Below are 12698 nucleotides of genomic sequence, written 5' to 3' on the forward strand. Positions count from 1 at the left end.
GTTTGTGGCCTTGTTGATTCAAGAATCAGATGGATGATGTGCGATCTCTCGCAGTAAGGTGCGCCAGCGATGCTGGCGATACCGGTAGAAAATGTGAGCGTAGAGCCACACCACTATCGTGAATATTCCTGCCTTTATGTTCACCTCATCACTGTAGGTGCAGGCCTTGCTTCCATCCGGGGCAACCTGAATGACGTGGTTCCAGACCGGAACCAGCCCCCCGCCTTCCTCAGTCGCAAGAATTCGCTGTTCGTCGTCAATCCTTGTAAACGTCAGTGTGTGCTTCCACGCCGGGATGTAGCCAAAAAACATTAAGCGTGTGACTTCTCTGTTTCCCTCTCGCCATTCTTGAGGAAAATGCTCTGAGCGCTCGAAACCCAGAAGACCCTTGCAAACAAACAGCAGCGTACTGCTTTGTTTGACCAGCGCCCAGACGTGATCAGCGGGCGCTGGAAAGGTAGTTGCCAGTGTCAGTTTCACGCTCTCATGCCTTTTTAGTGAGCCTGCGTCCCGCAGTGGCCAGTGTTAGGGCATTGTTCATCACCACGCTCCCACTGGATGGTCGTATGCTGAATGCCAAAATGCTTGTTCAGCATCTCCGTAGCCTCACTGATCACCTGATCGTCACTCCCAGGGTCCGGTTTCACCAGATGAACGGTCAGCGCATTTTCAGTAGTACTCAGTGCCCAGATGTGAAGATGATGGGCCGATTGTACGCCGGGCAAACTTTCAAGACGCTCATGAACAGCCGAAGGATCAATTCCCTTTGGGACAGCATCCACTGCCAGGTTTACGGAGTCCTTCAGCAACTGCCAGGTGCCCACAAAGATCACAACGGCAATAACCAGGCTCACAATCGGATCAATCCAGGTCAGGTTGGTGAACATCAGTATCGTGCCGGAGATCACGACGCCTACCGACACTGCGGTATCTGCGGCCATATGCAAGAAAGCGCCACGGATATTGATGTCACCTTTTTGCCCGTTGAGAAAGAGCATCATGGTTGCGCCGTTGATCAATACGCCAATGCCAGCCACGATCACGACGGTCAGCCCGGCGACGTCGGCAGGATCTGTCAGGCGCTGAATGGCTTCCCAGGTAATACCACCGACAGCGGCGATCAGAATCAGAGCGTTAAACAGGGCCGCTAGAATAGTGGTTTTCTTCAGGCCATAGGTCTTGGCGTTGGTTGCCGCTTTGCTGGCCAGCCAACTCGCTGCCCAGGCCATGATCAACCCCATGACATCGCTTAGGTTGTGGCCGGCATCAGCAAGCAGGGCGAGAGAGCCGGATATGACCCCGTACACCGCTTCGATGACGACGAACAGGATGTTGAGGAACACAGCAATCGCAAAGGAGCGGTTATGGGTGTCGAAATGATGACTGTGGTCGTGACCGTGACTGTGATCGTGCATTTTTTCCTCTATCAATGATCAACAACGATGTTGGTCTAGTTATGAACCCTGTAGCAACTATAGGGTCAAGGGAGCCGCTGATTCTTCGGTACGGTGTGAGCAACCCTACTGACCGCGCGTTTTTCCCAGTATCTCTGCCAAGTCTTCGGGCACCGGCATGGGTGCAAACGCGCTGACGTTTGCGCGACCGGTATTTCCGACCGGAACCCAAATTCGGGAAAAGATCAGGGCGGCAATGGTTCGGGTCAACTGCCCCAGCACTTCACGGACGTCTCTTGTTCGCCAACCCAGTCTGAGCATCCGTAAGTGGGTTGCAGCGTGCGCCAGAGCATATTTCTGGCTGAGGATATGGGCACGTTCCAGATGGGTGAAGGCTGTCTGGAAATCGCCCGCGCCTTCCGCCCTGCGTGCCGCCTCAAGCTCCGCAAGATAGGATGGCTTCAGTTCACTGTGCATTGATGTTTACTCCCCGTAGATTGGCAACGGCAAGCCGATAATCGACCGCCTGCCCCCGAAAGGTTCAGCCTTTCAGTGCGAGTATGCGTTTGGCACCCATCAAGACGATGCCACCAACAATGCCGCCAATAACCAGATCCGGGTAGTTGGAGCCGGTCCAGGCGACAAGAAGCCCTGCGAGGATAACCCCCAGATTGATGACCACATCGTTAGCTGAAAATATCCAGCTGGCTTTCATGTGAGCACCGCCTTCACGGTGTTTTGCGATCAGGAGCAGGCAACTGATATTCGCAATGAGAGCAACAGAGGCGACGGCCATCATCATTAACGACTGAGGATCACTGCCGAACAGAAAACGTCTGCTAACTTCAACCAATACCCCAGCGGCAAGGATAAGCTGGAGGATGCCTGCCACATGGGCCGCTCTGACCTGCATTTTGATGCCGTGCCCAACGGCGTAAAGTGCGAGACCGTAGACGGCGGCATCGGCAAGCATGTCTAGCGAGTCTGCAATCAGGCCAGCGGACTGGGCGATCAGGCCCATCGTCATCTCGACCAGAAACATCAGGCCGTTGATTGCCAGCAGTATCCATAAAGTGCCGGATTCCTCGGTTTCGTTGGCATTAGACGACTCAGCCGCTCTAACGGATTCAGCGCTGGCCTCTTCTGACTTCTGCAAGGAAGCGCCCAGCCCCAGGGCTTCCAACTTGCTGGTAATGGGTCCGGTTTCGCCCTGATGAATAATTTCCAGCTTTCGATTCGATAGGTCGAATGAGAGTGACTGAATGTTGTCAAAGCCCGTGAGCGCCATTCGAATCATTCGCTCTTCTGAGGGGCAATCCATTTTTGGCACTTTGTAGGTGCTGATCTGGGCTCCCGGCGTGGTGACGATGGGGTTCTGAGTGTAATTATCTGTGCCAGTTTCCTCACTGCCACACTGTCCGTCACAGGCGTTGCGCATTTTCTCGGCTCCGGGTCTTGTACAAATGGTGCAATTTAAAACCCTGTAGTTACTACAGGGTCAATGGCTAGTTTACTCTAGTCGTAAAGATCGGCGTTTATCTGAATAAAGATCTACAATGATAAGTGCAATGGAGTGGGCATTTCATTTTCGGGGGATAACTATATGATTTCATTTAAAGGGCTCGCAGCAACCGCTGCGCTATTGGTTTTTCCAGCCTTGGTACTGGCGCATGGTGACCAAGGCCCCTGGCAAGGGCATGGTCCTGGCATGATGATGGATCAGGAGCAAATGCAGCAGATGCACCAGAACTGGTCCCATATGAACCAGCTCATGCAACGCATACCTGATGAAGCTTCACCGCAGGAGCGGCAACGATTGATGCGAGAACACAGGGAGGCGATGCAAGAGCAAATGAATTTTATGCATCGCGGCATGATGGGACCCGGCATGATGCAGGGACAAAGCGGCATGATGGGCGGTCAGCACATGATGAATGGCGGTCAACCAAAAAATGGCGATGGTTTGACTACCGAAAAACAGATTCAGATGATGCAAGAGCGCATGGATCAAATGCAGCTGATGATGGAGCAAATGCTGCAATACCAGAAAAATTTAAACGTACAGTAATCGGGAAGCCTTCAAATAGTTCTGTGTAACAGCTCATTCCGTTGCAGGTGACCGTTAAGGTGGTCACCGAATTTAGTAGCAAAGCAATTCACCGCAGGCTTCCGATTCCAGGGAGATACCGTCTGCCACGTAATCCTGATTCTTGTTAGATTCGCCCAGCCTCCAGTTGTGGGGCAACAGCTCGGCGATAGCGTTGTTTTTCTGCGTCGGCAGGCGGGTCAGCACATCCTTCAGGTAAGCATAGGGATCATGTCCGTTCAGCTTGGCTGACTGGATCAATGTCATCACAGCGGCAGCACGCTGGCCACTGCGCAGTGATCCGGCGAACAGCCAGTTGCTGCGTCCCAGCGCCCAGGGTCGGATCTGGTTTTCCACCCAGTTGTTGTCGATGGGCACAGCGCCATCGTCCAGGTAGCGCGTCAGTGCTTCCCAGCGTTTGAGGCTGTAATCCAGGGCTTTGGCCGTGCCGGAACCATCCGGCACCTTCTGTCGATGCGCCAGCATCCACTGATGCAGTGCGTCAGCAAGTGGTTTGGCTCTGGTTTGTCGGATTTCCCGGCGCTTATCCGGCGGCAGGTCCTTGGTTTCCCGTTCGATTTCGTAAAGTCCGCCGATGTATTCCAGCGCCTTGGCTGCCAGTTCGCTCTTGTTAGCTTCGTGCAGGTCGTAGAACTTGCGCCGGGCATGGGCCATACAGCCGATCTCGGTGATGCCGTTGCCGAACCCGGCCTTGTAACCAGCATAATCATCACACACCAGCTTCCCCTGCCAGTCACCCAGGAAGGTGCGGGAGTGTTCGCCCGCCCGGCTGGGAGCGAAGTCGTAAACGGTGGCTTTCAGGTCCGAGAACGGCGTGGTGCAGTAAGCCCAGACGTAGGCCTTGTGGGTTTTCTTCTTGCCCGGAGCCAGCATGCTGACCGGGGTTTCATCGGCATGCAGAACGTTGTGTTCCAGCAAGGTGTTTCTCAGCGCATCCACCAGGGGCTGCAACTGCACACCGCAGGCACCGATCCATTCGGCCAGAGTAGAGCGTGGGATTTCCAGACCGGCTCGACCGAAGATGCGTTCCTGGCGGTACAGCGGCAGATGGTCGGCGTACTTGGCCACCAGCACCTGAGCCAACAGACCGGCGGTGGGGATACCCTTGTCGATCACCTGCGGTGGTACCGGTGCCTGGATCAGGGTTTCGCATTGGTCGCAGGCCCATTTACCGCGGATGTGGCGCTCGACGGTGAATTCGCCCGGCACGTAATCCAGCTTCTCGCTGACATCCTCACCGATGCGCTTGAGCTGGCAGCCGCACTGGCACTGGAAATCGTCCGGTTCGTGGTGGATCAGGGTGCGGGGGAGTTCTGGCGGTAGTGGGGTGCGCTTGGGTTGCTGCTTGCGCCGAGAGGCCTTCTCTTCCTCGGTCACCGCCTGGTCCAGCTCGGCTTCGATGGCGGCCAGGTCGCTGTCGATCAGTTCGTCCAACAGTTTCCCCTGAACCGCATCGAGTTGTTCACTGCGACGGGCGTACTTGTGACGCTTGAGGATGGCGACTTCTTGGGTCAGCTTCTCAATGATGGCATTGCTGCGCACCAACGCCCGGTCCTTCCGGTCCAAGACTTGATCTTTGGCGTCCAATGAGTCCATCAGTTCCGTCGCCAGGGCACGGAGCTGATCGGCAGAGAGTTGGTTGATATCGGGGCGCAGAGTCATGCCGCTTAGTATGCCAAGCCCATGAGCCGCAAGCGATTCGCGGTTCTGGCTATAGCGGCATCACGGCACTTGTGGTTACAGGATGGAGATGATGCCTTCCGCACCAAGGCGCTGCCAGGGCAGGCCCTGAACCGGGGCGGATAACTGTTCCTCTGTCAGGCGCAGTTGGTCACCGCGCCAAGATTCGCCCCAGTGGAACTTGCCCCGGTTCAGCCTACGGGCACACAGCCAGATGCCGAGGCCATCGTGGATAAGCACCTTCATCCGGTTGCCCCGTTTGTTGGCGAACAGATAGGCACAATGGGGCCTGGCCGAACCAAACACTTGAATCACCCGAGCCAGAGCTTTGTCTGGCCCGGCTCGCATATCCAGCGGTTCGGTGGCCAGCCAGATCTCCTCAATGCGGATCATCCCAGCAGGTCCCGCAACAGAGCAGCACACTGATGAGCTTGCTCCGCAGGCCATTCCACCACAACCGCGCCACCGGCGCGGGGAACCTCGATGCGGATGGTGCTACGCTTATCAGGGACTGATTCATTGTCAAGCGCCGGAGGTACTGTCGGCAAGTTGACCGGCACGAACTCTGTCCTTTTTGAAGGTGCTTTATTCGCCTGCTGCGCCTCTTGGATCCAGCGCCGGGCCATATTGGCGTTAAGGCCGTTATCCAAGAAAATCCGGGAGACAGATGCGCCGGGCTCCAGGCATTGGGCTACGATCTGGGCTTTGAACTCCCGAGAAAACCGGCGACGGCGCTGATAGGGTTTGGTTGCGCTTAATTCGTTCATGTTAAGTGTCCACTAGAAAATAAGTGGACACTATCCTGACGTTGGCAGCGCATGGCGCAAGGTGGGTTTACCGGACGGTTACTCACCATGGGGGTATTGGCAAGCCTTACGGCGGGCTTGATGACGGCTGTCGGTGCGCTTCCCGTCTTGTTTACCAAAACACCGGATCGTGGTGTTCGCGATTTAGCGTTGGGATTCGCCGCTGGCGTCATGCTAGCGGCCTCTTTCTTCTCACTGATCATACCCTCCTTAGAAGCCTCGGAACTGCGTTATGGAGGTAGCGTTGTGCCTGCTGCCATTGCCTGTGCGGCCATTTTGCTAGGGATTGGAACGGTCGCACTACTGAACGAGCTCTTACCTCATGAACACTTCGAACAGGGTCGAGAAGGGCCGGAGGCCGCCTCACTACGTCGTATCTGGTTGTTTATTATTGCCATTACGATACACAACCTGCCAGAAGGGCTGGCCGTTGGCGTGGCCTTCGGCGCAGGGGGAAGCGAAGGAGGCATGCCGCTAGCGATTGGCATTGGACTACAGAATGCCCCAGAAGGACTGGCCGTAGCAGTATCACTGCTAAGCGTGGGCTATTCACGTTGGCGGTCATGGACGATTGCTGCCCTTACGGGGCTTGTTGAGCCGTTGGGTGGCTTATTAGGCGCTGGGGTCGTCAGCATGTCACAAGCGCTACTGCCCTGGGGGTTGGCCTTTGCGGCGGGGGCGATGTTGTATGTGATCAGTCATGAAATTATTCCCGAAACTCATCGGAGCGGGCACCAAAAAAAGGCCACGCTGGGCCTCTCCATCGGATTGGTACTCATGCTGTTTTTGGATGTCTCGCTGGGCTAAGCATTGGGCGTGGGGCGTAGCGTTAGTTCTAACTCAAGTCGTGAGCCCCTCCATGTGAGTTTTCAGTGATACAGAGCTGATGATCACTGATGACCTCGATGATTCGACAGCTTTCCACTTTGCCACCGGCACACTGCGTGACCATCCGTTGAAGCTCCTCACGCAGTGCGGACAGTCGTTGAAGGCGGGACTCCACTTTCTTTAGGTGATGCGTGGCGATGGCATCGACTTCTTGGCAAGGCATATCAGGTTGATCTGACATGGCCAAAAGCTCTCGCACTGACTCTACCGAAAAGCCAAAGTCTCGGGCATGACGAATAAAGGTCAAGCGCCGCACAGCGTCGTCTCCATAGCGGCGCTGTCCTCCGCCGGTTCGTGTCGCATCGCGCAACAGCCCAATACGCTCGTAATAGCGAACCGTTTCAGGTTTGCAATCGGCTCGTCGTGCTAACTCACCAATGCTGATACTTTGCCCCATCATCGACATGGTAAAACTCCTTACGCAGGGCTTGAAGCTGTAGTTGCTACAAGGTTTACACTTCAAAACCATAGCCCATTGGGAGGAGAGGCACCATGAAAACATCAACGCCGACAACAGCGCCTACCGTCTTGACGCTGCGTGTTGAAGGCATGGACTGCGGCGGTTGTGAGCGCAAGGTTGTGTCGGCGCTAGAGCGGCTGGACGGCATTGAGGAAGTCACGGCAAGCTCCGTCACGGGATCGGTGAAGATTCACCAGCGCGATCATGGAGGCCCCTCGCAACAGACCATTGAGGGCATCCTGAACGAACTAGGCTATCAAGTGACTTCCCCTGATGGCCAAACACGCGCATCTGGTGCTTCATCCTCTTGGTGGCAAACCGCTAAAGGGCGCTTGGTCATTATCACAGGCAATCTGCTGATCGTAGCCTTCGCGCTTCGTTTAGCATGGCCTGCGCTGGGTAATATGCCTTTCATTTTGGCCACGCTGGTCGGCTTAATACCCATTGCGCAGAGTGCCTGGGGCGCCCTCAAGATGCGCAATCCCTTTACCATCGAAATGCTGATGTGCATCGCTGCGCTTGGTGCATTGGCTATCGATGCTGCTGCTGAAGCTGCGATGGTCGTGTTCTTGTTCGCCGTAGGTGAGCTACTCGAAGGGGTAGCTGCGTCACGGGCGCGCCGCAGTATCTCAGCCTTGGCAAATTTAACACCCTCAACGGCGAGGCTGATGGACAATGGCCATCTGCGTGACGTCTCGGCGGAGTCACTTAAACCCGGTCAGCGTGTGCTGGTGCGGCCCGGTGATCGCGTTCCCTGCGATGGACGCATCCTGGTGGGCACCTCCGACATTGACGAGTCGCCAGTAAACGGCGAGTCCATACCCCGTTCGCGAGCGCCTGGTGATGACATTTTTGCTGGCACAGTGAATCTTGATGCCGCCCTGGAGGTGGAGGTAACACGAGGCGCTGATGACAATACGATCGCACGCGTTATTCGCCTGGTTGAAGAAGCACAGGCCGCCAAGGCACCGATAGCACGCTTTATTGATCGTTTTGCGTATTACTATATGCCCGCCGTCGTCTTACTCGCCCTCCTGATGGCGATAGTGCCACCGCTGGTATCGACCATGGCATGGTCGGAGTCGATTTATCGTGCGTTAGCATTGCTGTTAATCGCATGCCCCTGCGCGTTAGTCATTTCCACCCCAGCCGCCATCGCCGCAGGCCTCTCGGCGGGCGCTCGGCGCGGCCTATTGATCAAAGGGGGAGCCGTTCTTGAACAGTTAGGTAGGCTTCGCTTGGTGGCATTAGATAAAACGGGCACCCTCACTGCGGGTACTCCAAGAGTCACAGATGTGGAGTCTTGGATCGCTGAGGAAGACGATAACAGCGTATTGCGGCTCGCCGCCGCGATAGAGCGAGATTCCAGTCACCCTATCGCCACGGCTATCGTTGAGCATGCTCGACAATCGGGCCTAAACCTCCCCACCGCCATCGGCAGCCGCGCTCTGGCGGGGCGCGGTGTCTCAGGCCAGGTGGAGGGTCGCGAGCTGAGCTTAATGACGCCTCGTCACCTTCACGAGAAAGTCATCCTGGAGGAAAGTCTCAGTGCTCGGATTATCGCGTTAGAAGAAGCCGGTAAGAGCCTCGCTCTCCTCGTCGAAGGCGAGCGTTTGTTGGGCTTGATCGCTGTTCGCGATGAGCCACGCGAAGATGCCCTTGAAGGCCTAGCGGCGCTATCCCGTTTAGGCGTACAGGCGGTCATGCTCAGCGGTGATAATGCCCGCACCGTCGCTGCCACTGGGGGGCGCTTAGGCATTGAAGCGTACGGCGAACTAATGCCTGAAGACAAGGCAGCGTATGTTCGAGACTGGCAAGCGACAGGTTGTGGCCCCATCGGTAAAGTAGGCGATGGCATCAACGATGCACCGGCACTCGCGGCAGCCGATGTGGGTATCGCGATGGGTGGCGGCACGGATGTGGCGTTGGAAACCGCCGATGCAGCCTTGCTCAAGAACCGCGTTACCGGCATCGCTGAGCTGATAGACCTATCTCGTGCCACGCTACGCAATGTGAAAACCAACGTTGTTCTCGCCCTTGGCTTAAAAGCCATTTTCCTGGTCACCACAGCTCTGGGTATTACCGGTATGTGGATTGCGGTGATGGCCGATACCGGTGCTACCGTCCTGGTGACGTTGAACGCCATGCGACTGCTGGGTTATCGCTTTTCGCCCAGTACCGCATTGACAGGCCTGTCACAAGGACAAACAACGTCATGAGTACAGCGCAACACGACAGCCCTTCACGACGTTGGCCATGGTTCACATTTGCTTGCGTGTTGGCTCTATCCGATCAACTGGTCAAAGAAATCGTGCATGCCCAGATGTCGTTTGGCCAAGTCATTCCGCTAACACCGTTTTTTAACTGGGTTTACACCGGTAATACAGGGGCCGCTTTCAGCTTTCTCGCGGAGGCAGGTGGTTGGCAGCGCTACCTCTTTCTTGGTTTAGCGTTGGTGGTGGTCGTCGTATTGCTCGTGCAGCTATGCAAACCCAAGCCGCGCTTGGAAGCCTGTGCGTACAGTCTGATTCTTGGCGGCGCACTCGGTAATACCGTTGATCGCTTAGCGCGTGGGTACGTCGTCGACTACCTGGACGTTTACTGGGGCGAATGGCATTGGCCCGCCTTTAACATGGCCGATATCGCGCTGTTTGCAGGTGTATTGATGTTCGCAGTGGCGTTATGGCGTGAAAGTCCTGCTTTTAAGCGCGCTGAATAACGGTATGGATTCGGTCGATCAAGAAAAAAAATATACGCTTTTTGCTGGGCGACTCTCACCAATAGTCGATTGCGTTGTAGCGCTAGCCGCTGGGGTACTGACCACCTTGAGTGCCGCTCCCTTTTCCCTATGGTGGCTTGGCCCAGTGGCCGTGGCACTGGTCTATTGGAAGATAGCGTCGCTAACGCCCGCCATAGCCACCCTGCGTGGGTGGTGCTATGGGGTAGGCCTGTTCGGTTCTGGTACGTCGTGGGTCTTCGTTGCTATTCACGATTTCGGTGGCACCGGGGCCTTGGTGGCGATGCTCCTCACCACTCTTTTTGTCAGCGCTCTGGCGCTCTTCTTTGCAATCCCCTTTGGGCTCTATCGACGCATCGCGGGGCCACGGTTAGCCTTTCTTAGCTTTGCCGGTATGTGGGTGATGAGCGAATGGCTACGCACCTGGTTGTTCACCGGCTTCCCCTGGTTATTGTTAGGCACCTCTCAGATAGATTCTCCATTAGCCCCATGGGCGCCCGTTGGTGGTGTGTACTTGCTGTCACTCATTACCGCGCTGACAGGCACGTTAGGGGTAGAGGTACTGCGTCGCCGCTGGGTTTTTCTCGTCCCAATGGCTGGCCTGTGGATTGTTCCATTCCTATTGCCCGCCCAATGGACAACCCCGGCTGGCAAGCCCATCCAGGTGGCATTGCTGCAAGGGAATCTTGATCAGCGCATTAAGTGGACTGCACAAGGGCAGCGCGAGGCGATCAGTATCTACACGGCGATGACACGGGAGCAAGCAAAGGATATCGATCTCATCGTTTGGCCCGAGGCAGCCCTTCCCATGCTTGAGCAGGAAGCACAGCGAATACTTGAGCAAGTAGCGTCAGACCTGGGGCCTGACACCGCCTTGTTAACTGGCATTTTGCAACGCGATGGTGAAGGGCGCTCTTATAACAGCGTCATAGGGCTAAATGATGTGCAAGGCGAATACCAGAAAGCGCACTTAGTACCCTTTGGCGAGTATTTGCCATTCCAAAGCCTCCTCGCTGACACCCTTGCTTTTTTCGACTTGCCAGCACCCCGCCTGACCCCTGGGTCAGACGTACAGGCTCCGTTACACGTGGCTGGAACTACCATTGGCACTGCCATCTGTTACGAGATCATTTTTGCCGACCATGTCGCCCAACAGGCGCGTAATGCCGAGCTGCTATTAACGGTTTCCAACGATACGTGGTTTGGGCGCTCCATTGGCCCACACCAACATCTTCAAATGGCGCGTCTACGTGCCCTTGAAAATGGTCGTCACCTACTTCGAGCTACCAGTAATGGCGTGACGGCCATCATCGATTCACAAGGTCACGTCACAGCCCGTGCCCCACAGTTTGAACAGGCCAGTTTAACTGGCGAGGTGACCCCGATGCAGGGCCTAACTCCTTTCGCACGCACCGGTAGCGGGCCCGCTTGGATACTCGCTGCCTTGCTGACGCTGCTCGGATTACCACTTAACTTATCTCGATCAAAAAACGACGCATTAGATGAAAAAGGAACCTAGCGATGCTCTCGGTAAATAACGCAGCAATACTTAAGAGACTCCTCCGATCGCCAATGCAGATGGGCTTCATCATGAGTGTGATGGTTTCATCTTTGGCATGGCTCCCTGTCGCCATCGCGGCACAACCCGCCACTACCCAGGAGACGGAATGGCCCAATGGGCACTACCCGCTACCTGAGGAAGGCAATATTATCGGCGAGGCTGACACCTTCGTCGTGAAGGATTACGACGATACCTTGATAGATATTGCCAGGCGTCACAACCTTGGCTATTTGGAGATGACCCGGGCAAATCCAGAGGTCAGCATCTGGGTACCAGGGGTGGGCACGGAAGTAACTATTCCAGGACGTTTCATTCTGCCGAATGTCGAGCGTACTGGGATCGTCATCAATATCGCCGAGCTGCGGCTTTACTACTACCCAGATGTCAAAAACGGTGAGACACCGCGCGTTGAGACCTATCCTATTGGCATTGGTCGCGAAGGCTTTGATACTCCTCTCGGTGTGACCGAGACCACAATGAATATTAAAAATCCTGCCTGGTACCCGCCTGAGTCGGTAAAACGCGAAGCGGAAGCACGCGGCGAAACCGCGCCAAGCGTTGTGCCGCCCGGCCCCGATAATCCGTTAGGAGACCATGCCATCATCCTAGGCTTCGATGGCTATTTGATTCATGGTACCAATCAGCCAGACGGGATTGGCATGCGCGCAAGCCGAGGCTGTATTCGCATGTTACCCAAAGACATCGAATCTATATTTGACCGCATTCCTCCCGGCACCCAAGTCAACATCATCAATCAGCCTATTAAAATCGGTTGGGAAGACGGACAGACGCTGATTCAAGCATTTCCGCCGCTTGGAGAAGAAGAGCACAGCATGGCCGCACTGTCAGACACCATGACACGTCTCAACCAATACAATGTCGATAATATAACCATCGATTATGAGCAGCTCAGCACCGTACTGGCATCGTCCAGCGGGCTTATAACACCTCTCAATCCGAAGCAAGAGCAGGAACCACAAAGTAGCGGCATAGAAGAGGGGAGTATCGAAGACATTTATAAAGAGTTGGTTTTGCCCTTATCTCAGCGGTCGTGACATTCACACA

General features: G+C 55.5%; 13 protein-coding genes and 1 pseudogene. 6 read left to right on the top strand and 8 right to left on the bottom strand.

The features are described 5' to 3' along the window. Window positions 1–18 precede the first annotated feature (18 nt). The 4 genes from QC816_RS03175 to QC816_RS03190 all read right to left on the bottom strand — a co-directional run bounded on the left by QC816_RS03175 (window position 19) and on the right by QC816_RS03190 (window position 2832). The gene (locus tag QC816_RS03175) at window positions 19–480 is read right to left on the bottom strand and encodes a hypothetical protein (protein ID WP_309766696.1); all 462 of its coding nucleotides are present in this window, start codon (window positions 478–480) and stop codon (window positions 19–21) included. Window positions 481–494: 14 nt separating this feature from the next. Beyond that, complete coding sequence (locus QC816_RS03180) at window positions 495–1415, bottom strand: cation diffusion facilitator family transporter (RefSeq protein WP_309766698.1); 921 nt, start codon at window positions 1413–1415, stop codon at window positions 495–497. Window positions 1416–1520: 105 nt separating this feature from the next. Then, on the bottom strand, window positions 1521–1871 hold the full coding sequence (locus QC816_RS03185) for a DUF3703 domain-containing protein (RefSeq protein ID WP_309766699.1): 351 nt from the start codon (window positions 1869–1871) through the stop codon (window positions 1521–1523). Window positions 1872–1935: 64 nt separating this feature from the next. Continuing rightward, window positions 1936–2832: a cation efflux transmembrane domain-containing protein gene (locus QC816_RS03190; RefSeq protein ID WP_309766701.1), complete on the bottom strand. Its 897-nt coding sequence runs from the start codon at window positions 2830–2832 to the stop codon at window positions 1936–1938. Window positions 2833–2997: 165 nt separating this feature from the next. Between QC816_RS03190 and QC816_RS03195 the strand changes: the two genes are divergently transcribed. Continuing rightward, entirely contained in the window at window positions 2998–3462 is a 465-nt protein-coding gene (locus QC816_RS03195) for a hypothetical protein (protein ID WP_309766703.1), read from the top strand. A 162-nt stretch (window positions 3463–3624) separates the two neighbouring features. On the opposite strand, the pseudogene tnpC reads toward QC816_RS03195, so the two are convergent. The 3 genes and pseudogenes from tnpC to tnpA form a co-directional block, all read right to left on the bottom strand. Then, a pseudogene (gene tnpC / locus QC816_RS03200) lies at window positions 3625–5163 on the bottom strand (IS66 family transposase); the annotation flags it as partial. A 75-nt stretch (window positions 5164–5238) separates the two neighbouring features. Beyond that, entirely contained in the window at window positions 5239–5574 is a 336-nt protein-coding gene (gene tnpB, locus QC816_RS03205) for an IS66 family insertion sequence element accessory protein TnpB (protein WP_309780917.1), read from the bottom strand. Then, a complete protein-coding gene (gene tnpA / locus QC816_RS03210; RefSeq protein ID WP_309766707.1) occupies window positions 5571–5948 on the bottom strand; it encodes an IS66-like element accessory protein TnpA in 378 nt (125 codons plus the stop codon). Before tnpA ends, tnpB begins: the two co-directional genes overlap by 4 nt. A 51-nt stretch (window positions 5949–5999) precedes the next feature. On the opposite strand from tnpA, the gene QC816_RS03215 reads away from it, so the two are divergent. Next, entirely contained in the window at window positions 6000–6794 is a 795-nt protein-coding gene (locus tag QC816_RS03215; protein WP_309780918.1) for a ZIP family metal transporter, read from the top strand. Between the two features lie 28 nt (window positions 6795–6822). Here the strand turns inward: QC816_RS03215 and QC816_RS03220 are convergent, their stop codons facing one another. Then, window positions 6823–7281: a MerR family transcriptional regulator gene (locus tag QC816_RS03220; protein WP_253026807.1), complete on the bottom strand. Its 459-nt coding sequence runs from the start codon at window positions 7279–7281 to the stop codon at window positions 6823–6825. A gap of 86 nt (window positions 7282–7367) precedes the next feature. Here QC816_RS03220 and QC816_RS03225 point away from each other — a divergent pair, with 86 nt between their 5' ends. From QC816_RS03225 to QC816_RS03240, 4 genes are read left to right on the top strand one after another with little or no spacing between them, the layout of a single operon-like run. Further along, on the top strand, window positions 7368–9554 hold the full coding sequence (locus QC816_RS03225) for a heavy metal translocating P-type ATPase (RefSeq protein WP_309766713.1): 2187 nt from the start codon (window positions 7368–7370) through the stop codon (window positions 9552–9554). Further along, entirely contained in the window at window positions 9551–10054 is a 504-nt protein-coding gene (lspA, locus tag QC816_RS03230; protein WP_253026803.1) for a signal peptidase II, read from the top strand. The genes QC816_RS03225 and lspA overlap by 4 nt, the downstream gene beginning before the upstream one ends. A 4-nt stretch (window positions 10055–10058) precedes the next feature. Continuing rightward, a complete protein-coding gene (lnt, locus tag QC816_RS03235; protein WP_253026813.1) occupies window positions 10059–11591 on the top strand; it encodes an apolipoprotein N-acyltransferase in 1533 nt (510 codons plus the stop codon). Between the two features lie 53 nt (window positions 11592–11644). Next, window positions 11645–12688 (top strand): L,D-transpeptidase family protein, encoded by a 1044-nt coding sequence (locus QC816_RS03240; protein WP_085920377.1) that lies wholly within the window; start codon window positions 11645–11647, stop codon window positions 12686–12688. Window positions 12689–12698 lie beyond the last annotated feature (10 nt).

Origin of the sequence: Vreelandella janggokensis, from assembly GCF_031451615.1 — a bacterium.
Taxonomy (GTDB): domain Bacteria; phylum Pseudomonadota; class Gammaproteobacteria; order Pseudomonadales; family Halomonadaceae; genus Vreelandella; species Vreelandella janggokensis.

Excerpts from the sequence above, each read along its gene's own strand:
- tnpA (WP_309766707.1), bottom strand. The coding sequence starts at position 5,948 with ATGAACGAATTAAGCGCAACCAAACCCTATCAGCGCCGTCGCCGGTTT.
- QC816_RS03215 (WP_309780918.1), top strand. The coding sequence starts at position 6,000 with ATGGCGCAAGGTGGGTTTACCGGACGGTTACTCACCATGGGGGTATTG.
- QC816_RS03220 (WP_253026807.1), bottom strand. The coding sequence starts at position 7,281 with ATGTCGATGATGGGGCAAAGTATCAGCATTGGTGAGTTAGCACGACGA.
- lnt (WP_253026813.1), top strand. The coding sequence starts at position 10,059 with ATGGATTCGGTCGATCAAGAAAAAAAATATACGCTTTTTGCTGGGCGA.
- QC816_RS03190 (WP_309766701.1), bottom strand. The coding sequence starts at position 2,832 with ATGCGCAACGCCTGTGACGGACAGTGTGGCAGTGAGGAAACTGGCACA.
- lspA (WP_253026803.1), top strand. The coding sequence starts at position 9,551 with ATGAGTACAGCGCAACACGACAGCCCTTCACGACGTTGGCCATGGTTC.
- QC816_RS03180 (WP_309766698.1), bottom strand. The coding sequence starts at position 1,415 with ATGCACGATCACAGTCACGGTCACGACCACAGTCATCATTTCGACACC.
- QC816_RS03195 (WP_309766703.1), top strand. The coding sequence starts at position 2,998 with ATGATTTCATTTAAAGGGCTCGCAGCAACCGCTGCGCTATTGGTTTTT.
- QC816_RS03225 (WP_309766713.1), top strand. The coding sequence starts at position 7,368 with ATGAAAACATCAACGCCGACAACAGCGCCTACCGTCTTGACGCTGCGT.
- QC816_RS03185 (WP_309766699.1), bottom strand. The coding sequence starts at position 1,871 with ATGCACAGTGAACTGAAGCCATCCTATCTTGCGGAGCTTGAGGCGGCA.
- tnpB (WP_309780917.1), bottom strand. The coding sequence starts at position 5,574 with ATGATCCGCATTGAGGAGATCTGGCTGGCCACCGAACCGCTGGATATG.
- QC816_RS03240 (WP_085920377.1), top strand. The coding sequence starts at position 11,645 with ATGCAGATGGGCTTCATCATGAGTGTGATGGTTTCATCTTTGGCATGG.